The sequence below is a fragment of the Kribbella sp. NBC_00662 genome, assembly GCF_041430295.1.
In the GTDB taxonomy this organism is placed as follows: Bacteria; Actinomycetota; Actinomycetes; order Propionibacteriales; family Kribbellaceae; genus Kribbella.
Map to the genome: position 1 here is coordinate 1,448,888 of NZ_CP109029.1, position 23,121 is coordinate 1,472,008.

Genomic DNA, 23,121 nt, shown 5'->3' on the forward strand with positions numbered 1-23,121 from the left:
CAAAGGTTACTGCTGAGCGCTCCGGCTACTTCTTGCTGATCAAGGAGCGGGCGAAGAACTGCAGGTTCGCGGGGCGCTCGGCGAGGCGGCGGACGAGGTAGCCGTACCAGTCCTCGCCGTACGGGATGTAGACGCGCATGGTGTGGCCGAGGCCGGCGAGGCGGAGCTGCTCCTCGGGGCGGATGCCGAAGAGCATCTGGTACTCGTAGCTGCCCGGCCGGCGGTTCGCGCGGTCCGCGAGGGCACCGGCGATCGCGATCAGCCGCGGGTCGTGCGAGGCGATCATCGGGTAGCCGGCGCCGTTCATCAGGACCTTCATCGCCCGGACGTACGCCTTGTCGACCTGGCGCTTCTCCTGGAACGCGACCGACTCGGGCTCCTTGTACGCACCCTTGCAGAGGCGGACGCGGGAGCCCGCGTGCGCGAGGTCGCGGCAGTCGGCCTCGGTACGGCGGAGGTACGCCTGGAGGACCGCTCCGGTCTCGGGGAAGTCCTGGCGCAGCTCGCGCAGGATGCCCAGCGTGGAGTCGGTGGTGGTGTGGTCCTCCATGTCGAGGGTCACCGTCGTACCGGCGTTGCGGGCCGCGAGGCAGATGGTCCGGGCGTTCTCGAGTGCGATCTTCTCGCCGTCGCCCGGGAGGGCCTGGCCGACCGCGGAGAGCTTGACCGAGACCTCGGCGTTCTTGGTCAGGCCGGCGGCGGCGAGCTTCTTCAGCAGGTCGAGGTACGCGTCGGCAGTGGCCTGCGCGGCGGCCAGGTCGGTGACGTCCTCGCCGAGATGGTCGAGGGTGACGTTCAGCCCGCTGCTGACCAGCTTCTCGGTGGCCAGCACGGCCTCCGGAGCGGTCTCGCCGGCGACAAACCGCGCCACGATGCCACTGGACACCGGGAGCGACGACACCGCTTTCTTGATCTGGGGGCTGCGGGACATGCCCAGCAGGACTCGCCGAAGCACTACGTGTTCCTCCTCATCAACCCACCCATCTGCCAGTGGTGTCAGCAGGTTACGCGCCTGAACCTGGCGCTCCCTAATCATGTGGCGGGGGCCACACCAGCAGACCCACTGGTTCGATGGTCGCACCCCTGGTTGGGAGAGGATGCGCTCATGCCCATCTTCAAGCGTCGTCGCCGGAACGCCGTGGAGGCCGATCCGATCGGCGCGTTCTGGTCCTGGTGGTCCGCCTCGGGCGCCGCAGCCGTAGCCGACGCGATCGCCCGCCGGCAGCCGACCGACGTGAACGTGGAGCTGAACGAGCGGATCTCCCGGATCAACCCCGACCTGGAGTGGGAGCTAGGGCCCGGGCTGCACGCGTCGCATGTGCTGATCGTCACCGCCGCGGGGAACCCGGCTCAACGCGCGGTCGCTCGACGCTGGCTGCGGGCCGCCCCGCCGTCCGACCAGACCTGGGAGTACGCCGATCTGCGCCGGCCGGGGCCCGCGGTGACGATCCAGTTCGACGGGCTGCCTCCGGTTGCGACCGACGAGTCGGTGGTGTCGATCGAGCCGGACAGTGCGTCGGTGCATGTCGGCGTCCATCATCCGGTTTTTGCGTCGCTGTCGGTGGACGCACAGCGGCGGGTGACGTTCCTGATCCTGGACCTGGTGCTGGGCGAGGAGATGGTGGAGACGTGGGTGGGGGCGATCGACACGTTGCCCGCGCCGCCGGATGACGCCGTACCGATTGAGTCTTTGCTGCCTGCGGTGGCTGGGTTTGCTGCTGAGCACACGTTGGAGGACGGGAGTCCGGCGTGGAAGATGCTGGAGGGGACACGGGACGGGCAGCGGGTGATCGCGACGGCGGAGTACCCGTTGCGGTCGATCCGGCGGCCGCATCTGGATACGCATGTGGCGGTGGCGATCCACTATCCGGTGGTGCGCGAGGACGGGCTGCCTGAGTCGGAGATGCTGGATGAGCTGCGGGCCTTCGAGGACCACCTCACCGACCGACTAGGTGGCTCCGGCAACCTTCTGGCCCACGAGACGTCCGGCGGCACCCGCGTCCTGCACTACTACACCGACGGCACCACCCCCGCCGACGCCCAACTCCAAGCCGCCACCACCGGCTGGCCCCACGGCAAGGTAACCCTGACCGTCGAGCCCGACCCCGCGTGGCACAACGTCGCGCACCTGTCGGGCTGAGATCAGCCCATCGCGGCGCATCCCTTCCGGCTACCGCCGGAACTGCGGGCGACCGCCTCGCGGTCGCGCCGGGCCGCAGGCTTCGAGGCAGCTGTGGAAGCCGGCGGCCTACCTGGGCTCGATGCGGAGGGTTGTCGGTTTGGCTTTGCTGTTGACGATTGCGTCGGTGTCCGGGCCGTTGCCGTATTTCTTGTAGTACGCCCCGTCGAGTTGGTCGTCGACTGAGCTGTCGGCGATGTAGGTGACCTCGCGCGTCTCGCCGTCCCACGAGATCGCGCCCTCGTGGTGGTGGAGCACGCCCTTGTACCAAGCGCCTTCGGCACCGCGCACCGAGCGCACGTAGAGGCCTCCGTCGACGACCACGTGCCACACGATCGTGAGCGTGCGGAGCGATCCGTCCTGGCGGCGGCCGGCGACGCGGATCTCCTCGATCCGATCCAGGGCATCCAGTTCTTCCGCAGACCAACTACTCATCAATCCCTACTCCTTCGAACGGACAAGCCAGACCCTGCCAGTACCCACACCCTGCCCGATACAGCGCGGGCTGACCACACGCCACCTCACCGAGCACGAGCGCCACGCAGCCGCGTGGCGGTCGCATGGGACCGCGAGGGGCTGACCTCGGTTGGGTGCAACCTGGGGGTGCTGGGGTTCCGTCTTGAGGGGGAGATGGAGAGTGGAGGGGCGGATGGCGGAGCGGGATCGGGAGTTTGCCGAGTTCGTCGAAGGGGCCAGTGCCTCGTTGCGGCGTACTGCGTTTCTGGTGGTGGGTGATCGGCATCGGGCCGATGACGTCGTCCAGGACGCGCTCTACAAGCTGTACCTTGCCTGGCCGAAAGTGCGGCGGGTGGGGAATCCGCTCGCTTATGCCCGCCGGATGGTGGTCAATGCCGCGCATGACGGCGGGCGGCGGCCGTGGCGGCGGGAGGTTGCGATTGCCGACGTACCGGATCAGGTCGATCACGAGGATTTCGCGGCGGGGCACGCCGACCGGGACGAAGTACTCGAGGCGTTGCGATCGCTCGGGCCGCGGCAGCGGGCCTGCGTCGTACTGCGGTACTACGAGGACCTGTCCGTCGAGCAGACCGCGGAGATCCTCGGCTGTACGACGGGCACCGTGAAAAGCCAGGCAGCACGTGGTCTCGACACTCTCCGACGAGCCATCGACCGACGGCGGACGAGCCGGGCGCTGTGAAGGAGAACGAGATGGAAGACGTACGTGAGGTCAGCGCCGAACTCCACCGGCTCGCCGAGTCGGAGCCGCTGGACCCCTTCGACACCACACAGCTACTGCGACGTGGACAGCGCGGCCGGCGCCGCCGCAAGCTCGTCGGCGTGGGTGGAACGGTCGTCGGCGTTGCCGCGATCGCCGTCGCCGCGAGCCTGTTGCCCAATCTGGTCTCCGCAGACTCGACGCCGGGCATCGCGGATCAGAGCCCGAAGAACTCGCAGTTCGACCCGGTGCCCGGCGTACCCGGCGGTGAGGCCGGCGCCGACCAGCGGATCACGAAGGAAGAGGCCACCCGCCGCTGCGCACTGCGGTATCCGGACGAGAAGCGGCCGCTCCAGGGAGGCGGCCCGGGGGTCCGGTCCGGACACGTGATGCTGTACGAGGTCAAGAACGGCGAGATGTTCGCGCAGTGCATCGTCCCCGGCGGGGACAGGCCCAAGCCGGCGCTGGTCGCGGCCGCAGCGAAGGACCCGCTGCCCGCCAGCACTGCGAACAAGCTGCGGAACTGCTCGGTGCTCGCCTGGATCGACCTCACCGACTGGCAGGTGGTGGCATTGGACCAGTCGAAGGCGCTCAAGCAGGCGGAGGTGGTCGCGATCTCGCCGTCGGGCCACAAGGTTGTCGAGTGCAGACTCTCGGGAGAGAAGGGATTCTCGGGCGAGGCCGATGGCAACACGACGTTCGCCACCCTGACCAATCTCACCGGAAGCGACCCGGTGCTCGATCCGTCCGACAAGTCGGTCCGGTCGGACATGTACGCCGGCGGCGGTGGCGGCGGGGGCTGCACCAACGGGATCTGCACGACGTACGGCATGACCGGCTGGGGCCGGGTCAAATCGACCGCTGCGACCACGGTCCGGCTGCGGATCGGATCCGGACCGGTGTATCAGGTCCCGGTCGGCCAGGGCGGGTGGTTCGCGTACACGTGGACCACCAAGACGAAGTACAAGATCCACGACCAGCCGAAGGTCGCGGCGTACGACAAGAACGGGAAGGTCGTCAAAGTCTTCGGATCGTGATCAACCAAAGGGATCCGGCCAGAGTCTCACCCATCGCAAAGGGTTGATTGCGAAGGGGGAGATATGAGGAAACTGCACACGATCCTGACGATGGTTGCGGCGGCGGCCGGTATGGTCGCCGCCGCTACGACGACGGCGACCGCGGCCACGACGGCAGCTGCGAGTCCGGCTGCGGGGTGCGCGCTGAACCTCGGTTCGGTGACGGCCGGTGGGGACCAGACGTTCCAGCGCGTGACCACGACGCCGTCGGCAGGCACGAGGAGCGTCGTACCGAATCTGTACTCCGACGGCGCGGTGCGGATGAACGCGTCGTTCGTGAACGAGCCGACGGCGGCCGGCAGCTCGCGGTCCGGGCGGGTCGTCATCGGGGACACGATGTACCAGCACTGGATCGAGCTCGACAAGAGCGGCAAGGTGACGGAGTCGCAGCCGGCCCGGATCGGCGGCGGGTGGAGCAAGTTCGTCGACCACGAGACGTCGACCTTCAACGACGACCCGACCCACCCGCGGACGTACGAGTACGCGCTGCGGTCGGACGGCGTGCTGTTCCGGTGGGTTGTCGGCGACACCGGCGCCTGGAAGGCGTACGGCTCGGCACCCGGGTTCGCGTCGGTGAAGTCGATGACGTTGATCAGCAAGGCCGCGGCGTACGACACGTTCCTCGCGAACACCCGGGGCGGCGCGCTGTACACCATCCGCATCCCGGTCAACACCGCGATGAAGCCGGTCGTCACCAAGGTCCGCGCCGCCACCTGGCAGGGGTTCGAGACGCTTGTCGCGGGCGGCTGCGGCAACTACGGAACCGTTGTCGTGGGCATCGACAAGGAGACGAAGTCGGCGTACCTCTACACGTTCGGCCACGCCGACGGGGTGAAGACGTCGATCACCGGCCACGGCAAGGTGCCCGGCACCTTCGGCGACCCGAACTACTTCCGCTTCGCCCCGCCGGTGAAGTCGGACTGGCTGTTCGGCGAGTGAGCTAGGCGGTACGCCGTTTGAGGGTGGCGGCGCCCAGGCCGAGGGCTGCGAGGACGAATGCGACCACGACCAGGGCGTCGCTGCCGGTTCCGGTGGTGAGACCGTTGCCGTTGGCAACACCGATGACGGCATCGACCGCATACGACAACGGCAGTACGTCGCTGACCGCGTGCAGGACCGTGGGCAACTGGTCCCGCGGGACGAGCAGACCGCACAGCAGGATCTGCGGGATCATCACCGCCGGCATCATCTGCACGGCCTGGAACTCGGTCGCCGCGAACGCACTGGCGAACAACCCCAGCGCGGCACCGAGTACGCCGTCCAGTACCGCGACCACACCCAACTGCCAGGCATCGCCCTGGATGTTCAGATCCAAGAGATACAAGGCGATCGAGACGACCACGAGCGCCTGCACGACGGCGATCAGCGCGAACGCGAGCGCGTACCCGAGCAGGAAGTCGAGCTTCGCCATCGGCATCGTGAACAACCGCGACAACGTCCCGCTCGACCGCTCGCGCAGCGTCGCGACCGAGGTGACGACGAACATGATGATCGCCGGGAACACCGCCAGCAGCGGTCCGCCGATCCGGTCGAACGTCCCCGGCGAGTCGTGGAACATCCACCACATCAGGCTGACCAGCAAGGCCGGCAGCACGATCAGCATCGCCACCGTCCGGTGGTCCCGCCGCAACTGGGCGAGCACCCGAGCCGCAACCGCAAACGTCACCCGCGGAGTCATCGCGCACCAGCCTTCCGGTCGATCAGAGTAAGGAACGCCTGCTCGATGTCTTCGGTGCCGACCGAGTCGAGCAGCGCCCGAGGGGTGTCGTCGGCCAACAGGTCGCCGTCCCGCATCAGCAGCAGCCGATCGCAGCGAGAAGCCTCGTCCATCACATGACTCGAGACCAGCAGCGTCGCGCCGTCGTCGGCCAGCTTGTGGAACAACTCCCAGAGATCACGGCGCAGCACAGGGTCGAGGCCGACCGTTGGCTCGTCCAACACCAGGAGCTCGGGGCTGCCGAGTAGTGCGGCGGCCAAGGACGCCCGGGAGCGTTGACCGCCGGAGAGCCTGTCGACGCGGGAGTTGGCATGACTCGTCAGGTCGACCGCCTCGATCACCCGCTCCACGTCGGACGACGCGACGCCGAGCACCGCGGCGAAGAAGCGGAGGTTCTCCGCGACGGTCAGATCGCCGTACACGCTGGGCTCCTGGGTCACGTACCCGATCCGGCCGCGCAGTTTCGGCGCACCGGCCGGCAGTCCCAGCACCGACACATCACCGGTCACGCGAGCCTGCAGGCCGACGATCGCTCGGATCAGCGTCGTCTTGCCACAGCCGGACGGCCCGAGCAGCCCGGTCACCGTCCCGGCCCGGAGGTCGAACCCGACCCCGTGCAGCACCTCCCGGTCGCCGCGGACGACGACCACCTCACGGCAACTCACCGCGTTTTTCACCATGTGATGAATTTAGCGCGTACGACGACCCCTGGCAACAGCCTGTGATCCGTCAGATAACGGCGTACCCGGTCGAGTCACTCAACGCGCTCAACGCGGGATCGCCGTACGTCGAACGCAGCGCGGCGAACCGCCGCGCCTTGTCCGGTCCGAATCGCGCGACCTCCGCGGCGTACGTGTCGCCGGTCAGGAACACCGGCGGCGTGCGCTTGCTGTGGAACTTGTCCGCGTACAGGACCAGCTCCTCCTCCGGCGTCCGGGGCAGGTAGTCGTCGACCGGGATCGGCAGCGCCTGGCGCACGACGTCGTCCCGGGTGATCCCGACGCCGGTGTGGCAGGACGCGAACCGGCAGATCTCGACCGGGAAACCCAGCGACGCAAGCAATTCATGCCCGAGAACGCCGTGCCGGACATAAGCCGACGACTCGAGCCGATAGACCCCGATGTCGTGCAGCAGAGCGCCGGCCCGCACGAGATCGGTGTCGACATCGAGCCCGGCGAAGAACTGCTCCGCGATCGAGCAGACCAGTCGGCAATGCTCGAAGACGAGGTCGAAGGCGTCCGGCGACGGCGCGTACTCCCGGTGCAGCGCACGGATCTCGGCGTCGGTCGGGATCTGCATCAGCCGGTCAGATGCTGCTGGAGAACGGGTGCCAGCCGGTCGATCAGCGTCTCGACGTCGACGGACGCGACCGGCTCGAGCCCGACCAGATAGCGAACGACCGCGACCCCGACCAACTGAGTGGCGACGAGCGAGACCCGCAGCTGCGCGTCCGGTACGTCGAGCATCTGCGAGACCGGCTGGACGATCATCTGGGTGATGCCTTCCCGCATCATCCGGGCCACCTCGTCGCTGCTGACCACGCTGCGGAACAGCGCCTTCATCCGCTGCTGTCCGTCCGGCGACTCCCAGACGCCGAGGAACGCGGTCGCGATCCGCCGGCCGGTCTCCTCGCGCGGCCCGCCGACGATGTTCGCGGCGATCAGGCGGGGGTCGACCGGGATGGCCATCGCCTCGATGAACAGCTCTTCCTTGCTGTCGAAGTAGTGATGCACCAGTGCCGCGTCGACCTCGGCCTGCCGGGCGACCGCGCGGATCGAGGTGGCCGCGAATCCCTTGTCCGCAAAGGATTCCCGAGCTGCGTGCAGGATCTCTCCCCGGGTGTCCGGTCCACCGGGGCGGCGTCCCGGCGTACGGCGGGAAGCTGTCACGGCGTCAGCTCCGAGATCTCACCTTCCGGGGTGACGGCGAACGACGTACGGCGGGACGCGCTCCGGACGAAGTGCTTGCGGGTGAACTCCAGCGACTCGACCAGGTCGACCTCACGCTCGGAGCGGCTGGTCGCGCGACGGGTGTTGATCTCGATGATGATGTGCCCGCGGAAGTCCTGGTTGGCCAGCGCGCCGAGCAGATCCGCCGCCCGCTGGGTCCCGCGGCCCGGCACCAGGTGCTCGTCCTTCGCGGAGCCCGTCCCGTCGGTCAGGTGGACGTGGGTCAGGCTCTTGCCCATCGTCGCGGCCAGCTCGACGCAGTCCTGCTCGGCCGTCGACGCGTGCGACAGGTCGAGGGTGGTGTGCGCGTACGACTGCTCGGTCGGGTCCCAGCTCGGCGCGTAGGCCTGCAGGTCCCGGCCCGGTGCGCGCCACGGGTACATGTTCTCCACCGCGAGCGTCACGCCGGTCTCGGCCTCCAGCCGGGCGATCCCCTCGACGAAGCCACGCGCGTAGTCACGCTGCCAGCGGAACGGCGGGTGGACGACGACCACGTCCGCGCCGAGCTCCTTCGCGGCCTCGGCGCTGCGCTCGAGCTTGCTCCACGGGTCGGTCCCCCACACCCGCTGCATGATCAGCAGTGTCGGCGCGTGCAGCGCCAGCACGGGGAGCTGGTGGTAGTCGACGAGTCGCTGGATCGCGTCGATCTGGGTGCTGAGCGGATCGATCCCGATCATCACCTCGACGCCGTCGTACCCGAGGCGGGCGGCGAGCTCGAAGCCGCTCGCGGTCGACTCGGGGTAGACGGAGGCTGTGGACAGACCGATCTTCGCGGTTGTGCGGGGGTTCATTGGTTCACCGGGGTTGCAGCTGGTCGAGCCGGGACAAGATGACGCCCTCGCGGAGGGCCCACGGGCAGACCTCGAGCGCGGGCAGGTCGAAGAGATCCATCACGGCGTCCGCGACCAGCGCGCCGGCGACGAGCTGGGTCGAGCGGCCGGCCGACACCCCGGGCAGCGCGGCCCGATCGGCGGCCGTCATCTTGGTCAGCTTCGGGATCCAGTCGCTCAGGTCGTCGCGGTTCAGCGTGCGGGCGACATAGGGTCCGTCGGCGGACGGAGCCGCTCCGGCGATCCGGGCCAGGGAGCGGAACGTCTTGCTGGTGGCCACAGCACGCTGCGGCTTCCCGGCTCGCAGTACCGGACCTGCGACGGCCGCCATCTCCAGCCGGATCCGCCTGCGCAGCTCGCGGACCTGGTCCTTGTCCGGCGGATCCGCGGTCAGGGCCTCGCGGGTCAGCCGGCCCGCGCCGAGCTGGACCGATGCCGCCACGGTCGGCTGCTCGTCGGATCCGGCCGCGATCTCCAGCGACCCGCCGCCGATGTCGAACACAGCCAGGCGGCCGGACGACCAGCCGAACCAACGCCGTACGGCGAGGAACGTCAGCCGGGCCTCGTCCTCGCCGCTCAGCACCTCGAGGTCCACGCCGGTCTCGGACCGGACCCGGTCCAGCACCTTCTCGCCGTTCGGAGCCTCGCGCAGCGCGGACGTGGCGAACGCGAGCACCGACTCGCAGCCCTTGTCCTCGGCCAGCTCGACTGCTTCCTTGGTGAACGCGATCAGCCCGTCCGCTCCGGACTGGTCGATCTTCCCGTCCTTGTCGAGGTGCTCGGCCAGCCGCAGCTCGGTCTTGTGCGAGTACGCCGGGAGCGGCGCGGCACCGCGATGCGCGTCCACCACGAGCAGGTGGACGGTGTTTGATCCCACGTCGAGTACGCCGAGCCGCATTCCACCACGCTACTGGACGGACAGAGTAGCGGCGGGTCGGGAGTCGGGGTTCACGCTTGGGGCGTGAAGGCGCGTACGCTTTCTGAGTGCCTGAGGTTTCTCTCGATTTCCCCCGCGCCTGGGTCGAGTTCATCGACCCCGACGACTCCGACCAGGTGTTCCGCTGCGACCTGACCTGGCTGACGTCCAACTGGACCTGCATCTTCGGCGGTGGCTGCCAGGGGATCTACAAGGGCCGGCCGAACGACGGCTGTTGCACGCTCGGCGCGCACTTCTCCGACTCCGACGACGAGAAGCGGGTGAAGAAGTGGGTCAAAGAGCTCGGCAAGGAGGACTGGCAGTTCCGCAAGGAAGGCCGGGCCAACGGCTGGGTCGAGACAGACGACGAGGGCGAGCGCAAGACCCGGGTCTGGGACGGCGCCTGCATCTTCCTGAACCGTCCGGGCTTTCCCGGTGGCGCGGGCTGCGCGCTGCACGGGCTGGCGCTGAAGCGTGACATCCACTTCGTCGAGACCAAGCCGGATGTCTGCTGGCAGTTGCCGATCCGGCGGACCTTCCGCGAGGTCGAGCGGCCCGACGGCACGACGTACACCGAGGTCGGCATCGCTGAGTACGACCGTCGCGGCTGGGGCCCGGGCGGGCACGACCTCGACTGGTACTGCACCGGCAACACCGAGGCGCACATCGGCGTCGAGGCGGTCTTCGAGTCGAGCAAGGTCGAACTGCAGACGCTGATGGGCCCCAAGGCGTACGACGTACTCGCCGACCTGTGCCGCCAGCACCTGGAGGCAGCACGCCCGCTACTGCCCCACCCCGCGTCTAAGTAGTAGCGATCTTGCCGTTGTCGACGAGCCAGTCGATACCGGCCAGCGCCGCCTCGATGGCGGAGTAGCGCGGCCGGAAGCCGAGCAGGCGGGCCGCCTTGTCCATCGAGCAGTTCGGGCTGTGCTGGATGTGGTCCTTCGTGGCTCCCGCATCCCGCTCGGACACCGTCCGCTGCCACTCGTCCCAGGACGCGAAGGTCAGCCGGGCATCCTGACCGAACCGGCTCGCCACGCTCTCGGCGTACCCGCGCAGCGTCACCGCGTCGCTCGCGACCGCGTGGAAGCTCTCGCCGAGCGCGGTCGAACGGTTCGCGAGCGCGGCCAGGAAGACGCCCGCCACGTCGGCGGCGTGGACCGGGTTGAGCGTCTCCAGACCGAAGTTCGGCAGCAGGACACCGTCGCCCTGGGCAAGCTTGTCGAAGACGCCGAGATCGAAGTTGCCGGCCGGGTTGACCGGGGTCCATCCGGGACCGCAGATGTGACCGGGGTGGACGATCGTGACCGGCAGGCCGTCGCGGCGCGCTTTGCCGAGCAGGTACGCCTCGATCGCGGCCTTCTGTACGCCGTAGTCGCCGAACGGCCTGCGTGGCGTGTCCTCCCGGGTCGGGACGATCACGCTCGGGCCGTGCACCCAGATCGTGCCGCAGTGCAGGAGGTGCTGGATCTTTCCCTGCACCGCTTCGGCCAGCTGCCGCGCGCTGTCCTCGGTGAAGCAGATCAGGTCGATCACCACGTCCGGACCCAGCTCTGCGACCCGCTGCCCGAACGTCCCGGCAGCGTCCTCCGCCTCCCGGTCGACCTGGAGCAGCTCGACCTGCAGCCACGCTCCGTCCGACTGGTACGGCGTACGTTCGCCGCGACTGAGCACCGTGACCTGATGCCCCAGGCGGACCAACGCCGGGACCAGATAAGTGCCGATATGACCGGTGCCTCCGATGACGACCGTACGCATGCCGTACAGACTAACGACACACCCGGGGCGGCAACTGTCGGTGGGTGAGGACACAATGACTGGCATGCGTCTGGATCATCTGTCGTACGCGTGCGGGCCCGAGGGGTGTCGTGCGACCGTCGAGCGGTTGTCCACGCTGCTCGGAGCGGAGTTCGTCGACGGTGGGGTGCACCCGCGCTTCGGCACGGTCAACCACATCCTCCCGTTGGAGAACGACCGCTACATCGAGGTGGTCGACGTGCTGGACCACCCGGCTTCCGACAAGGCTCCGTTCGGGCAGGCGGTGCGGGCCCGCAAGGAGCTCGGCGGCGGCTGGCTGGGCTGGGTGGTTGCCGTCCGCGACATGGAGCGAATGGAGCAGCGCCTCGGCCGGCAGGCGGTTCCGGGCAACCGGCACCGGCCCGACGGGGTGAACCTGACCTGGCGGCAGATCGGCGTCAGGGGTCTGATGGCCGACCCGCAACTGCCGTTCTTCATCCACTGGGACGACCTCGACGAGCACCCGTCGGTCGGCGGCAAGGGCCTCAAGCTGACCGCGCTCGAGATCGCCGGCGACCCGGTCCGCGTCACCGACTGGATCGGCCACCCGGCCGACCACCTGCTGAACGACCTCGACGTCGCGTGGGTCGGGCCGAACGGTCAGCCCGGTCTCAACGCCGCTGTCTTCGACACCCCGAACGGCATCGTCCGGATCTAGTGGATGTTCTCGAGATCGGCGAGTGAGGTCTCGAGATGGCCGAGCAGGCGTTGCAGGTGCGGGACCGCACGACGGTCGCCGATCAGGCCGAAGTGCAGCTGGTGGTCGTAGCTGGTGACGCTGATGTTCAGCGCCTGGCCGTTGAGCACGATGCTCGCCGGATACATCCCGAGCAGCCGCGAGCGGTTCCAGTACAGCGGGCTCTCGGTAGGGCCTGGGACGTTCGAGATCACCACGTTGTACGGCGGCGTCGTACGGCCTGCGACGCCGGGGAGTACTGCGGCCGGTCCGGCCACGCCGAAGCCGAGGGCGCCGACGATCAGGTTCTGCAGCGGGCTGAGGTCGGACAGCACGCTCTTGCCGTGCGCGGTCGAGGCCATGATGCGGCGGATGCGGCGCTCGGGATCCGCTTGGTCGGTGGCGAGGTCCGCGATCAGCGTGGCGAGTGAGTTGCCACCGCCGGGTGCGCCGTCACGGTCACGCAACGAGACCGGCACCATGGCCGTCAACGCCTTGTCCGGCAGGGCGTTCAACTCGAGCAGATAGTTGCGCAAGGCCCCTGAGCACATCGCCAGCAGGACGTCGTTCAACGTCGCGCCGGTGATCGCCCGCACCTTCTCCAACCGCTCGATCCCCCAGGACTGAGCCGCGAACCGCCGCGCCCCACTCACCCCTTGATTGAAGATCGTCCTAGGCGCCTGAAACGGCATGGTCGACCGCACCAGCCCCTTTATGCCGGCCACCGGCAGACCGGCCAGACCGGCGAAGGTCTTCACCGCATCGACCGGCATCCGTGCGAGCGACGGCAGCCATCCTGCAGCAGGCTCGACCGGCTGGTGCGACTGCGGCAACGCGTAGGTGGCGGGCATGTCTGTTCTGGTGGGGTCTGTGGTGAGGGTGTCCTGCATCCAGCGGAGGGCGGTGACGCCGTCGATCAGGGAATGGTGGATCTTGCTGTAGATGGCGAAGCGGCGGCCTTCGACGCCCTCGATCAGATGCATCTCCCACAGCGGACGGTGACGGTCCAGGAGCGTGCCGTGCAGGCGGCTGGTGAGCTCGAACAGCTCGCGGAACCGCCCCGGGCGCGGCAGCGCCGACAACCGGACGTGGTACTCGAGGTCGATCTCGTCGTCCTGCTCCCAGGACCAGTAGCCGAGGTCGACCGGCCGGTTCCGCACCCGCCGCGCGAACAGCGGATTCACCTCGGGCGCCGCGACCATGTCGTGGTAGAGCCGCGACACGAAATCCCGCGAGCTCTCGGGAAAAACATGATCCCGCCCGGCCCCCTCCGGAAGCTCGAACAACATCAGCCCACCCACGTGCATCGGCTGCTCCCGGGTCTCCCCACCCAGGAACATCGCGTCCAGCGGCCCCACCCTGGTCACGGGGCCTCCCGGCCTGGACTGAGGAGCGCAGGGAGCGAAGCGACCGGAGCGACGAGGGAAGGCCGGGAGTTACAGCCCCGTGGCCCGCCGCGACGGAGCCGCGGCATCAACACAGTCATGCGTCCTCCGCTCCCCGACCCGGCCTCCTGACGTTTCATCGTTGCCAGATAAGGCCGGGTCGTCTACCCCTGCTAACAGGGCTAACGGAGATTTTGTTATCCCCTCAGCTATCGAGTGGGCGGTAGTTCACGCCGATCCGCTCGATCCGGGCCAGGTGCGGGCGGAGCCGGCCCAGGAACTCGTCGTACGAGACCTTCTCCGAGCCCCAGGCGCGCTCGGCGAACGCGGACAGCCGCGGTAGCAGCATGTAACCGACCTGCTCCGGACCCTCCATGTACTCGGTCCAGATCTGGCACTGGGTGCCGACGATCAGCGCCTGCTCCTCCGGCGACAGCGACTCCGGGATCACCTCGAAGTCGTACACCTTCTCCAGCGGGATGAAGTTGCCGATGGCAAGCGGTTCGGTGGCCGGGTCGCCCTGGTAGTAGTCGAAGTACACCGACTCGCAGGGCGCCATCACGGTCTCGTGGCCGGCCTTGACCGCGATCTCGCCGCGCTTGGCGCTCCGCCACGCCATGATCACGGCGGCGTCGGGGCAGTCGGTGTCGACCATCTCGTCCCAGCCGACCAGTCGCCGGCCCTGCTCGGCCAGTACCTCGGCGACCTGCGCGGTGAACCAGCCCTGCAGCTGACCGGGCTCGTCCAGCCCCAGCTCGGCCTGACGCTTCTGCGCGGCCTCCGACTCGCCCCACTGCACCGACGGGCACTCGTCGCCGCCGAGGTGCACATACGGCGAGGGGAAGATGTCCAGCACCTCACGCAGCACGGTCTTCACGAACTCGACCGTCGCGTCGTTGACGTTCAGCACGTCCTCGCTGATGCCCCAGTACTGGCGGACCGTCAACTGCTGGTCCGGGTGGTTCCCCAGCTCCGGGTACGCCGCGATCGCGGCCTGCATGTGCCCCGGCAGATCGATCTCCGGCACGACGGTGATCCCGCGCTCCGCGGCGTACGCGACGATCTCGCGCAGGTCGTCCTTGGTGTAGAACCCGCCGTGCCGCTGACCGTCGTACTCGAACTCCTTCTGGCCGCGGGTCATCTTGCCGACCATGGTCTCGGCCCGCCACGCGCCGACCTCGGTCAACCGGGGGTAGGCCTCGATCTCGACCCGCCAGCCCTGGTCGTCGGTGAGGTGGAAGTGCAGCACGTTCAGCCGGTGCAGCGCGAGCACGTCGATGATCTTGAGGACGAAGTCCTTCGGCATGAAGTGCCGGGCCACGTCGAGCATCATCCCGCGCCAGGCGAACCGCGGCGCATCGGCGATCCGCGCCAGGGGCACCGCGACCTTTCCGAACTCGTCGGTCTGCTCGGCGGCCTCGATCAGCTGCGCGTACGTCGTCTCGGCGTGCCGCAGCGCATCCTCGGAGCCGGCCGTCAGCCGGGCGCCGTCCGGGCTGACGTCGATGCGGTACTCGTTCGGTTCGAGGTTCTCGACCACGTCCCGGACGGCCTCCCCGAGCGGATCGGCGGTGATCCACCGGCCCTCGTCGAGGGTGAGTTCTCGCGGGGCAGGGACGATCGCGATATCGGGCATTCCGAACTCCCAGGGAGTGGATCGATTTATGTCGGGACCGATCATATAAGCAGCTTCCCTGTCAGGCTCATGAGAGGGTTTGCCCGTGACCAGCGAGCAGCAGCGGACGACACTACGGGTGCTGGTCGCCAGCAACGCCCTCGGCGGAGTCGCCACCGCCAGCGGCTTCGCAGTAGCCGCCCTCCTCGCCGAAAACGTCTCCGGCTCGACCTCCCTGGCCGGCCTGGTCGCCACCTCCACCACGCTGGGCGCCGCGGCCCTCGCCGTACCTCTCGCCGGTCTGGCCCGCTCCCACGGTCGAAGGGTCTCGCTGAGCCTCGGCTACTTGATCGCATTCGTCGGCGCCGCGCTCACGATCGTCGCGGCCCAGATCGGGTCGCTCGCCCTGCTCCTGGCGGCCGGCTGCCTCTTCGGCAGCGGCTCCGCCTCCAACCTGCAGTCCCGGTACGCCGCCACCGACAACGCCGAACCGAGCCGCGTCGCCCGCTCGCTCGGACTGGTCGTCTGGGCGACGACGATCGGCGTGATCGTCGGCCCGAACCTGACCGGCGTCGGCGGCTCGCTCGGATCCTTACTCGGCATCCTCGCCCTCGCCGGGCCATATGTCTTCTCGGTGATCGCGTTCGGCCTCAGCGCGGCCACGGTCTGGATCGGGATGCGCAGTCAGGTGCGGCCGACCAGGGTGGAACGTCAGCCGCTCGCGCAGACGTTCCGGCAGGTGATCGCCATCCCCCACGCGCGGTTGGGGTTGCTGGCCATCGCGACGGCGCACGCCGTGATGGTCGGGGTCATGTCGATGACGTCAGTACACCTGCGGCACCACGGCGCTTCCCTGACCATCGTGGGGTTCGTCATCAGCGGTCACGTCGCCGGCATGTATGCCCTGTCGCCAGTGACCGGGTGGCTGGCAGACCGGCTCGGACGCATCCCCACGATCGGCATCGGCCTCGGAGTACTCGCAGTTGCGATGACGCTGGCCGCTGTCGCGCCGGACGATGCGCATGCGCTCACCGGGCTCGCTCTGTTCACGCTGGGCCTCGGCTGGTCCGCTTGTCTGGTCGCCGGATCGACTCTGCTCTCCCGATCGGTCCCGGAAGGCATCCGCACCTCCGCACAGGGCCTGTCCGACCTCACCATGGGTGTCCTGGCTTCCCTTTCGGGCACTGCTGCCGGACCGGTCCTGGCCTACCTCGGCTTCCACTGGCTGGCCATCTTCTGCGGGCTGCTCCTGATCCCGGCCGCCCTGACCGCCGCGCTAACCAAGCAGCAGATGCAGCGTGCGTGAGCCCGGCCGGAAGCCGATGCTCTGATAGAGCGCCCGCGCCTGCGGGTACCCGTCGTCACCCCGCGGACAGACGACAGCCTTGGTCCCGCCTGCTTCCTGCAGCGCATGCAGTGCGGCCAGGTTGACCGCCGCACCGAGCCCACGCCTCCGGTACGCCGGAGCGCACCCGACCGGCTCGACCAGCCCTACCTGATGCTGTTCGTCCAGCCAGATCAACGCCGAGGCGACGAACTCGCCTGCCTCGTTCTCCACCACCCAGTCCAGCTCGGGTCGGTAGGGCCAGGTCGACATCACCTCGGCCATGTCGTCGTCGGTCACGTTCGACGGCCCTAGGTCGGACCAGGCTGCGCGGTGTGCAGCACCCCGCTTGGCCACCTCGTCCTGCCGCGCGTGCCGCAGCGTCAGCCCTTCGGGCACGACTGGTTCGGCCAGTGCGTCCAGCGAGATCCAGTGATGGGTGAAGTACGGTGCATCGCCGTCCAGCCGGAAGCCGGCGGACTCCAACGCAGTCAGCAGATGCTTCTCGGTCTCCAGTACGCCGGCAGCCAGCTTCGGCCCGTGTGCTCTCGCCTGGAACCACTCGACGACCGTGGCGGCGAGCTCCGGCCGGTCCGGGTCCACGGTCATCAGGAGATGGCCCGGCTGCGCCAGCCACCCCCACGCAACGACCTCGTCCCCGTCACGCCAGACCGCCGTACGCCAGTTGTCCGCCGACCGGCGGGCGTTCACGCTGCGCTCCCAGGCCACGTCTCCGAGGTGTAGCCGAGAGGCCGGGCTCCAGGTCCGGTGGACGAGCTCCTGCATGTCGCTGAGGCCGTCACGGCCGGCGTACTCGGTCATCTGCACGGAGCGCAGCATCGCAGTGGGAGGGGGTCGACTCAACTGCATTAGGCTCGAACCTCGTGAGTATCGCGGAGGGCGGGATCCCCAGTCCCAACATCTGGCACCACCCGAAGGTGTACGAGATCGAGAACCGGGGCGTGGACCCGGACGGGGTGATCGAGCCGGCGATGCGGGCGGTGCGGGACTGGGCCGGCGCGACTGTGCTCGACATCGGCTGCGGCACCGGATTCCACCTGCCGAAGTTCGCCGCGACGGCCGCGCGGGTGATCGGCGTGGAGCCTCATGGCGCGCTGGCCGACGCCGCCCGTCGACGGACGCAGGCCTTGCCGAACGTCGAAGTACGGCAGGGGACGGCGCAGCGCCTGCCGGTGCCGGACTCGTCGATCGACGTGATGCACGCGCGCTGGGCGTACTTCTTCGGACCGGGCTGTGAACCCGGGCTGGCCGAACTGGACCGGGTGATGCGGCACGGCGGGACAGCGTTCGTGATCGACAACGACGGCAGCCGGTCGACGTTCGGCAGCTGGTTCAGCACGTCGTACCCGATGATCAAGCCGGCCGAGGTGGAGCGCTTCTGGACCGACCGCGGATGGCATCGGACGCCGCTGGACATGGGCTGGCGGTTCGAGTCGCGCCAGGACTTCGAGGCCGTGGTGAAGATCGAGTTCACCCCGAAGGACGCCAAGCGGATCCTCGACTCGCACGTGGGGTCCGAAGTCGACTATGCGATCAACCTCTGGAGCAAGATCTTCTAGCGACACTCTGTGGTCTGCAGGCGGACCCACAGTACTCATAGGGTTGACGGACCATGGACGGTCTGCTGCTCGAACGCGTACCGGGGCTGCCGGAGCGGCTCCGGATCGACGTAGGCGAGCAGCGTGCGGTCGTCGTACCGCAGGCCGCTGGTCGTCGACGGCTGGCCGACGTACTGATCGGACTGGAGGACCCACCGCCCGGTGCGGTCGTGCTGAAGGGCGGACCGGTCCGGCTGGTACCGGCGGAAGGCGGACTGCTCCCCCACCTGACCGTCCTCGGCAATGTGATGCACGGCCATCGCACGACGCATCAGGTGACCAAGCAGGCTGCCCGGGACGAGAGCCTGGTCAAGGTGATCGGTTGTGGTCTCGAAGACGTGCAGAACCGCTACCCGCACGAGATCACGCCAGGTCGTCGCCGACTCGCCGGCGTGGCCCGGGCACTCGGCGCATACCCGCGAGCGATCGTGCTGGAGGACGCGACCGGCCTGCCCACCTGGGGATCGCTCCTCTCGATCCGCCCCAACCCAGACCTCGCCTCGGTCGCCTTGCTGCTCATCACGACCAGCGCGACACGCATCACCGGGTTCGACGATGCCGAGTAGCCGCAGAGCGTTCCTCGGCGCTGCAGGAGCTCTTCTCCTGACCGGGTGTTCGAGTGACGTGCTGGGACTGCGGCGTGCAGTTCGCGTGGCCGTCAGTTGGAGCGGGCAGGAGCTACGCGCGTTCCACAAGGTCCTCGATGGTCTGGGCACGCTGGACTACCCCGTCGAGGTCGTACCGCTCGGCGACGACATCTCCACCGCGTTCGGTGCACGGTCCACGCGCCGGCCGGACATCGTCATGCTCCCGCAGCCAGGTCTGGTCCCGCGTCATCTCGGCGACCTGGAGCCGATGCCCGACGACCTGGCTCCGCTCGGACAGGCCCGGCTGTGGAAGGACCTCCTGACCCACGACGGGACGACGTACGGCGTGCCGTTCAAGACTGCTCACAAGTCGGCGGTCTGGTATCGGCCGTCGGTGTTCGAACAGGTCGGCGTACAACCGCCCCGACTGTGGTCGGAGTGGCTGACCCTGAACCGGACGCTGACGCAGGCGGGCATCACGCCGTTGTCACTGGCCGCAGGTGACGGCTGGGTGCTCACCGACTTCCTCGAGAACGTCTTGCTGGGCATCGCGCCCAGCGTCTACGTAGACCTGGCCGCCGCGACCGATCCGCGTCCGTCGCGACAGCCGCAGTTCGCTGCGGCACTCCGGTTGCTGGGGTCCATGTGGTCGGCGCCTGGAGTCTTGGCGGGCGGTGTGAAGGAGTCACTCGTCCAGCAGTTCCCGGATGCGCTGATCGAGGTGTTCGGCCATCGCAGAGCCGCGATGGTGCTGGCATCCGACTTCGCCGAACCGGTTGTCCGCTCGTTCGCCGCAGATCCCAAGGACATCGGCCTCTTCACGTTCCCACCAATGAGTCCGGGAGCTGCGGCACCTGTGGTGGTCGGTGGCGACGTGATGGTGCTGCCGAAGCCAACCAGGGACGACGCACGCGATCTGGTACGCCGTTTGTCCGCACCGGACGCGCCCGATCCGTGGATCAAGGAGGGCGGCTTCCTGGTCGACGGACGGGTCTCGGGGTACTCGCCTGAACTCACCCGACTTGCCGTGCAGCTGACAAAACCCGGTGAGCAACTGCAGTTCGACCTGTCCGACCAGCTCGGTCGGCTCGGCGACATCAACGGGTTGTGGCGCGTGCTGACCGACTTCCTGATCCAGGTCGGCGGCCGCGGCGGCGACGTACCAGGGGCTGTGGACGACGCGATCGACGAGCTGCGCAGGGTGGAGGAGAGCTGATGGGGCTGCAGACCAACGGCTTGTCCCTCGAGATCGTCGGCCGCGAGATCACCGGCCGACCGGTCCCCGGCAAACCGCGTCGGCCGGCCGGTCCGTACCTGTTGGGCCTGCCGGCGTTGCTGCTCAGCTGTCTGCTGCTGATCCCGATCGGAGTGACCGTGGTGGCGGCGTTCCGGACGCCGGGCGGGTTCGGGTTCGGCAACTTCGCGGTGATGACCGACCAGGGCGCATTGCGTGCCGTGGGCAACAGTCTGTTGTGGGTGCTGGTCACCTTCGGGATCGTCGTGGTCGGATTCTTCCTTGCCCTGTTGAGTTATCGGCTGCCCGCGGTGACGACGTTCCTGCAGCCTGCGCTGGTCATTCCGTTCGCAGTGTCGGTGCTGGTGTCCGGTGCGACGTTCCGGCTGCTGTTCGACCCGACGCCGGAGCGTGGGACGGTCACGGCGGTCTGGACGCGACTGTTCGGGTCGAGTCCCGTGTGGCTCGGACCTGGTCTGTTCTGGCTCGTGCTGGTGTCGGCGTTCGGCTGGACCTGGCTCGGGTACGTCGTGTCGCTCTTCCGCGCCGGTCTGGACGCGATACCGGACGACGTGTCCAGAGCCCTCACCGCAGAAGGCGTCCGAGGCTGGCGACGCCTGCGTGCGTTGGAGATTCCACTACTTCGGCCGATCGCCGGTGTCGTCACGCTGACAGTCGTGATCGCGGCAGTGCGGGTCTTCGACCTCATCCTGATCGTCGTACCAGGGTCGATGCAGCGGTCCGCCGACGTACTCGGATTGAACTGGTGGCGAGCGACCACCAGTGGTGACGACCCGGGCCGTACGGCGGCACTCGGCGTCGTGCTCTTCGCGATCGTTGCAGCGGTCGGGCTGATCGGCGTACGAGGGCTGCGCCGGCGTCGATGGGCGATGCCGGTGACCGTCGTACGACCGGATCCGTCGCTGGGGCGGTCGAAGCCTCGCCGTTCGGTACGCCGGTTCGGTTGGCTCATCGGGCTCGCAGTAGCGCTGGTGTGGATCTTCCCGGCCGTAGTACTGGTCATCACCGCGCTGCACTCGCCAGAAGAGGCAGGAGTGCGTGGCTGGTGGTCTGCGTCGGGACTGGGATTCTCATCATTCGCTGCTGCGGCGAATGTCGGGCTGTTCCGGGCGCTGCTGTCCACGCTGATCATTGCGAGCGCTGCGACCGCCGTACTGCTCGTGATCGCTGTGCCGACGGCCTATCTGGTCGCGTGGGGCGGCCTGCCGCTGCGCGTCGGCCGGACTGTGATGGCGGTGTTCGTAGTACTCGCAGTCACACCAGTGCAGATGTACGCCGCTCCCTTGCGCGACGTGATCGACGCAGCCGGACTGGCCGGCTCCCGGATCGCACTCGCTTTGGTGCACGCGGCTGCTGGTCTTCCGTTTGCTGTGCTGTTGCTGCGGTCCGCATTCGCGTCTGCCCCACCTGCGTTGGTGTCCGAGGCGTTGCAAGGCCCGGTGCGGCAGAGCGCCGTACTGGCGACTGTGCAGCGGACCTATCGACCTGCGCTGATTGCCGTTGCGGTGTTGGAGTTTGCGCTGGTCTGGAACGACTTCATCGTCGGGTTCCTGGTCAGCGGACCGGGTACGACGCCGTTGTCGCTGGTCCTGTGGGGTGAGGCGCGACAGTTCTCCGCCTCGAGCGGACCGGTCGCCGCCGCGGCTGTGGTCGCGTCGATCGTGCCCGTGGTTCTCATGCTGACGTTCTGGCGGACCGTGGTGCGCGGGCTGACGACAGGCAGCAGGCCATGAGCGAGGAGGAAGAGAAGGCGCCGCAGGAGGAGTCGCCGTACCAGACGCGCGGATTCCGCTTCGTCATCGGCACTGTGGCCTCCGCGTTGCTCACCGGACTGGCGTCGGAGATTCTCAACCAGAGCCTCGACAGCGGCGGCTGGGTGCAGTGGATCGGCCTGGGTGTGACCGTGCTGCTCGGAGCGATCACGATCACCCAGTACGGCCCGGCGATCCGTCGTTCCTGGCGGCGCACCGGCGAGAGCGCGCCTGAACTGCACGCGACCGCCGAGGAGGCGGAGCAGTGGATGATCGCGCTTGGCTCCCACGCTGGCGGAATGGGTGCTGCCGAGTGGTACGCGCTGCACGAGGAGTGGCTCCGCAACCTGCTGATGACGGAGAAGCCACACGTCGACACTATCGACGACTTCGCCCGCATCTGCGACGCACTGGAGGCCTGGTACGTACGACGGGCCGATCCGGACGCACTACTCCAGCTCAGCGACCTGCTGAGTGCGGCCGCCGAAGTGTGCGGTCGCCGTGATCTCGCTGAGCTCGCAGCGGCGCGTGCGGCAACGGCGTACCGGATGCTCGGCGATCTGGACACGGCCAGCACCAGGCTGGGTATCTCGGACAACATCGCGACCCACACCCGGACTGCGGCCGCGATGACTACGCGACGGCAGGTCGAGCGAGCTCTGCTGTCGCTTGCCCGCGCGGACCGCTCACCGGCCGGGAACGACCGTGACGACGCAGTCCTCAACGCACGGGACCGGCTGGACGAGGCACGGCTCAAGCGGCCCGGTCCGGACCTCGCGGCCGATGTGGCGATCGCCATCAACCTCGCCGTCGTGCACCTGTACCAGCAGGACGCCGAAGGCGCGCTCGACCATCTGCGACCCGCCGTCGCCCGCGCCACAGCCGCAAGCGACCTGAGCGGCCAGGCACATGCCCTCGAGCTGATGGGCGTGGCCGCGTGGATGCAAGACAACAAGCACGAGGCCGTCAGTCGCTGGGACCACGCCGCCCACCTGTACGCCGAGATCGACGAACGCGAAGGCCACGCCCGCTGCCTGCAACACCTCGGCTCGGCGGAGGTCGTCGCCGGTCATTTGTCCGACGCTCTCGAACTGCTCGAGCAGAGCGCGATGCTGCGCCGGACCGAGAGCGAGATCCTCCTCAAATACCTCGACGCCGCGAGGCAGACCTCCGAGCTGCCGGTCGTCGCCGACGACGCGCCGCGACGTACGGCGAGCTGGTTGAAGCGGCTCGTTCGGTCGTTGAAGGGATTTGTCGGACGTCCCCTATAG

The 23,121-nt window shown here is 68.4% G+C and carries 24 protein-coding genes; 12 read left to right on the forward strand and 12 right to left on the reverse strand.

The genetic code is table 11. From position 1 onward, the window contains the following. Positions 1–25 precede the first annotated feature (25 nt). Positions 26–955 carry a proline dehydrogenase family protein gene (locus tag OHA10_RS07390; RefSeq protein WP_371405415.1) on the reverse strand — a complete coding sequence of 310 codons (930 nt, stop codon included), beginning with the start codon at positions 953–955 and terminating at the stop codon, positions 26–28. A gap of 150 nt (positions 956–1,105) precedes the next feature. On the opposite strand from OHA10_RS07390, the gene OHA10_RS07395 reads away from it, so the two are divergent. Next, entirely contained in the window at positions 1,106–2,140 is a 1,035-nt protein-coding gene (locus OHA10_RS07395) for a DUF695 domain-containing protein (protein ID WP_371405416.1), read from the forward strand. Between the two features lie 108 nt (positions 2,141–2,248). Here OHA10_RS07395 and OHA10_RS07400 read toward each other — a convergent pair whose 3' ends face one another. Next, positions 2,249–2,614, reverse strand: coding sequence for a DUF2255 family protein (locus OHA10_RS07400; protein ID WP_371405417.1), 366 nt, complete (start codon positions 2,612–2,614; stop codon positions 2,249–2,251). A gap of 214 nt (positions 2,615–2,828) precedes the next feature. On the opposite strand from OHA10_RS07400, the gene OHA10_RS07405 reads away from it, so the two are divergent. From OHA10_RS07405 to OHA10_RS07415, 3 genes are all read left to right on the forward strand, one after another. After that, positions 2,829–3,335, forward strand: a complete 507-nt coding sequence (locus OHA10_RS07405; RefSeq protein ID WP_371405418.1) for a SigE family RNA polymerase sigma factor — start codon at positions 2,829–2,831, stop codon at positions 3,333–3,335. A gap of 11 nt (positions 3,336–3,346) precedes the next feature. Further along, the gene (locus OHA10_RS07410) at positions 3,347–4,390 is read left to right on the forward strand and encodes a hypothetical protein (RefSeq protein WP_371405419.1); all 1,044 of its coding nucleotides are present in this window, start codon (positions 3,347–3,349) and stop codon (positions 4,388–4,390) included. A 63-nt stretch (positions 4,391–4,453) separates the two neighbouring features. After that, a complete protein-coding gene (locus OHA10_RS07415; RefSeq protein ID WP_371405420.1) occupies positions 4,454–5,368 on the forward strand; it encodes a hypothetical protein in 915 nt (304 codons plus the stop codon). A gap of 1 nt (position 5,369) precedes the next feature. Here the strand turns inward: OHA10_RS07415 and OHA10_RS07420 are convergent, their stop codons facing one another. Genes OHA10_RS07420 through OHA10_RS07445 form a run of 6 tightly spaced genes read right to left on the reverse strand, consistent with a single transcriptional unit; the run spans position 5,370 to position 9,823 of the window. Then, positions 5,370–6,107, reverse strand: a complete 738-nt coding sequence (locus tag OHA10_RS07420) for an ABC transporter permease (RefSeq protein WP_371405421.1) — start codon at positions 6,105–6,107, stop codon at positions 5,370–5,372. Beyond that, positions 6,104–6,826: an ABC transporter ATP-binding protein gene (locus tag OHA10_RS07425; protein ID WP_371405422.1), complete on the reverse strand. Its 723-nt coding sequence runs from the start codon at positions 6,824–6,826 to the stop codon at positions 6,104–6,106. The genes OHA10_RS07420 and OHA10_RS07425 overlap by 4 nt, the downstream gene beginning before the upstream one ends. A gap of 49 nt (positions 6,827–6,875) precedes the next feature. Further along, positions 6,876–7,445: an HDIG domain-containing metalloprotein gene (locus OHA10_RS07430; protein WP_371405423.1), complete on the reverse strand. Its 570-nt coding sequence runs from the start codon at positions 7,443–7,445 to the stop codon at positions 6,876–6,878. Next, positions 7,445–8,035: a TetR family transcriptional regulator gene (locus tag OHA10_RS07435; protein WP_371405424.1), complete on the reverse strand. Its 591-nt coding sequence runs from the start codon at positions 8,033–8,035 to the stop codon at positions 7,445–7,447. The genes OHA10_RS07430 and OHA10_RS07435 overlap by 1 nt, the downstream gene beginning before the upstream one ends. Next, positions 8,032–8,886: a sugar phosphate isomerase/epimerase family protein gene (locus OHA10_RS07440; RefSeq protein WP_371405425.1), complete on the reverse strand. Its 855-nt coding sequence runs from the start codon at positions 8,884–8,886 to the stop codon at positions 8,032–8,034. Before OHA10_RS07440 ends, OHA10_RS07435 begins: the two co-directional genes overlap by 4 nt. A 4-nt stretch (positions 8,887–8,890) precedes the next feature. Then, complete coding sequence (locus OHA10_RS07445; protein ID WP_371405426.1) at positions 8,891–9,823, reverse strand: Ppx/GppA family phosphatase; 933 nt, start codon at positions 9,821–9,823, stop codon at positions 8,891–8,893. Positions 9,824–9,909: 86 nt separating this feature from the next. On the opposite strand from OHA10_RS07445, the gene OHA10_RS07450 reads away from it, so the two are divergent. Next, positions 9,910–10,650 (forward strand): hypothetical protein, encoded by a 741-nt coding sequence (locus OHA10_RS07450; protein WP_371405427.1) that lies wholly within the window; start codon positions 9,910–9,912, stop codon positions 10,648–10,650. On the opposite strand, the gene OHA10_RS07455 is transcribed toward OHA10_RS07450, so the two are convergent. Then, on the reverse strand, positions 10,643–11,599 hold the full coding sequence (locus OHA10_RS07455) for an NAD-dependent epimerase/dehydratase family protein (protein ID WP_371405428.1): 957 nt from the start codon (positions 11,597–11,599) through the stop codon (positions 10,643–10,645). The two genes, OHA10_RS07450 and OHA10_RS07455, sit on opposite strands and share 8 nt — an antisense overlap. A 64-nt stretch (positions 11,600–11,663) precedes the next feature. Here OHA10_RS07455 and OHA10_RS07460 point away from each other — a divergent pair, with 64 nt between their 5' ends. After that, positions 11,664–12,296 carry a VOC family protein gene (locus OHA10_RS07460; RefSeq protein WP_371405429.1) on the forward strand — a complete coding sequence of 211 codons (633 nt, stop codon included), beginning with the start codon at positions 11,664–11,666 and terminating at the stop codon, positions 12,294–12,296. Here the strand turns inward: OHA10_RS07460 and OHA10_RS07465 are convergent. Together OHA10_RS07465 and OHA10_RS07470 are read right to left on the reverse strand one after the other, a co-directional pair. Continuing rightward, positions 12,293–13,681 (reverse strand): wax ester/triacylglycerol synthase family O-acyltransferase, encoded by a 1,389-nt coding sequence (locus OHA10_RS07465; protein ID WP_371405430.1) that lies wholly within the window; start codon positions 13,679–13,681, stop codon positions 12,293–12,295. The genes OHA10_RS07460 and OHA10_RS07465 overlap by 4 nt on opposite strands. Before the next feature lie 223 nt (positions 13,682–13,904). After that, positions 13,905–15,335 carry a beta-N-acetylhexosaminidase gene (locus tag OHA10_RS07470; protein WP_371405431.1) on the reverse strand — a complete coding sequence of 477 codons (1,431 nt, stop codon included), beginning with the start codon at positions 15,333–15,335 and terminating at the stop codon, positions 13,905–13,907. Between the two features lie 85 nt (positions 15,336–15,420). On the opposite strand from OHA10_RS07470, the gene OHA10_RS07475 reads away from it, so the two are divergent. Further along, a complete protein-coding gene (locus OHA10_RS07475) occupies positions 15,421–16,620 on the forward strand; it encodes an MFS transporter (RefSeq protein ID WP_371405432.1) in 1,200 nt (399 codons plus the stop codon). On the opposite strand, the gene OHA10_RS07480 is transcribed toward OHA10_RS07475, so the two are convergent. Beyond that, on the reverse strand, positions 16,591–17,460 hold the full coding sequence (locus tag OHA10_RS07480) for a GNAT family N-acetyltransferase (protein ID WP_371407910.1): 870 nt from the start codon (positions 17,458–17,460) through the stop codon (positions 16,591–16,593). The two genes, OHA10_RS07475 and OHA10_RS07480, sit on opposite strands and share 30 nt — an antisense overlap. A gap of 62 nt (positions 17,461–17,522) precedes the next feature. On the opposite strand from OHA10_RS07480, the gene OHA10_RS07485 reads away from it, so the two are divergent. From OHA10_RS07485 to OHA10_RS07505, 5 genes are all read left to right on the forward strand, one after another. After that, positions 17,523–18,218 carry a class I SAM-dependent methyltransferase gene (locus OHA10_RS07485; RefSeq protein ID WP_371405433.1) on the forward strand — a complete coding sequence of 232 codons (696 nt, stop codon included), beginning with the start codon at positions 17,523–17,525 and terminating at the stop codon, positions 18,216–18,218. A gap of 53 nt (positions 18,219–18,271) precedes the next feature. Further along, on the forward strand, positions 18,272–18,823 hold the full coding sequence (locus OHA10_RS07490) for a hypothetical protein (protein WP_371405434.1): 552 nt from the start codon (positions 18,272–18,274) through the stop codon (positions 18,821–18,823). Between the two features lie 85 nt (positions 18,824–18,908). After that, positions 18,909–20,060, forward strand: coding sequence for an ABC transporter substrate-binding protein (locus OHA10_RS07495; protein ID WP_371405435.1), 1,152 nt, complete (start codon positions 18,909–18,911; stop codon positions 20,058–20,060). Next, entirely contained in the window at positions 20,060–21,832 is a 1,773-nt protein-coding gene (locus tag OHA10_RS07500) for an ABC transporter permease subunit (RefSeq protein WP_371405436.1), read from the forward strand. The genes OHA10_RS07495 and OHA10_RS07500 overlap by 1 nt, the downstream gene beginning before the upstream one ends. Continuing rightward, the gene (locus tag OHA10_RS07505; RefSeq protein WP_371405437.1) at positions 21,829–23,121 is read left to right on the forward strand and encodes a hypothetical protein; all 1,293 of its coding nucleotides are present in this window, start codon (positions 21,829–21,831) and stop codon (positions 23,119–23,121) included. The genes OHA10_RS07500 and OHA10_RS07505 overlap by 4 nt, the downstream gene beginning before the upstream one ends.

Bases quoted from the DNA above. Each gene is read 5' to 3' on its own strand.
- OHA10_RS07430 (WP_371405423.1), bottom strand. From the start codon at position 7,445: ATGCAGATCCCGACCGACGCCGAGATCCGTGCGCTGCACCGGGAGTAC.
- OHA10_RS07420 (WP_371405421.1), bottom strand. From the start codon at position 6,107: ATGACTCCGCGGGTGACGTTTGCGGTTGCGGCTCGGGTGCTCGCCCAG.
- OHA10_RS07410 (WP_371405419.1), top strand. From the start codon at position 3,347: ATGGAAGACGTACGTGAGGTCAGCGCCGAACTCCACCGGCTCGCCGAG.
- OHA10_RS07490 (WP_371405434.1), top strand. From the start codon at position 18,272: ATGGACGGTCTGCTGCTCGAACGCGTACCGGGGCTGCCGGAGCGGCTC.
- OHA10_RS07460 (WP_371405429.1), top strand. From the start codon at position 11,664: ATGCGTCTGGATCATCTGTCGTACGCGTGCGGGCCCGAGGGGTGTCGT.
- OHA10_RS07395 (WP_371405416.1), top strand. From the start codon at position 1,106: ATGCCCATCTTCAAGCGTCGTCGCCGGAACGCCGTGGAGGCCGATCCG.
- OHA10_RS07415 (WP_371405420.1), top strand. From the start codon at position 4,454: ATGAGGAAACTGCACACGATCCTGACGATGGTTGCGGCGGCGGCCGGT.
- OHA10_RS07425 (WP_371405422.1), bottom strand. From the start codon at position 6,826: ATGGTGAAAAACGCGGTGAGTTGCCGTGAGGTGGTCGTCGTCCGCGGC.
- OHA10_RS07405 (WP_371405418.1), top strand. From the start codon at position 2,829: ATGGCGGAGCGGGATCGGGAGTTTGCCGAGTTCGTCGAAGGGGCCAGT.
- OHA10_RS07500 (WP_371405436.1), top strand. From the start codon at position 20,060: ATGGGGCTGCAGACCAACGGCTTGTCCCTCGAGATCGTCGGCCGCGAG.
- OHA10_RS07445 (WP_371405426.1), bottom strand. From the start codon at position 9,823: ATGCGGCTCGGCGTACTCGACGTGGGATCAAACACCGTCCACCTGCTC.
- OHA10_RS07400 (WP_371405417.1), bottom strand. From the start codon at position 2,614: ATGAGTAGTTGGTCTGCGGAAGAACTGGATGCCCTGGATCGGATCGAG.
- OHA10_RS07480 (WP_371407910.1), bottom strand. From the start codon at position 17,460: ATGACCGAGTACGCCGGCCGTGACGGCCTCAGCGACATGCAGGAGCTC.
- OHA10_RS07505 (WP_371405437.1), top strand. From the start codon at position 21,829: ATGAGCGAGGAGGAAGAGAAGGCGCCGCAGGAGGAGTCGCCGTACCAG.
- OHA10_RS07440 (WP_371405425.1), bottom strand. From the start codon at position 8,886: ATGAACCCCCGCACAACCGCGAAGATCGGTCTGTCCACAGCCTCCGTC.
- OHA10_RS07470 (WP_371405431.1), bottom strand. From the start codon at position 15,335: ATGCCCGATATCGCGATCGTCCCTGCCCCGCGAGAACTCACCCTCGAC.
- OHA10_RS07455 (WP_371405428.1), bottom strand. From the start codon at position 11,599: ATGCGTACGGTCGTCATCGGAGGCACCGGTCATATCGGCACTTATCTG.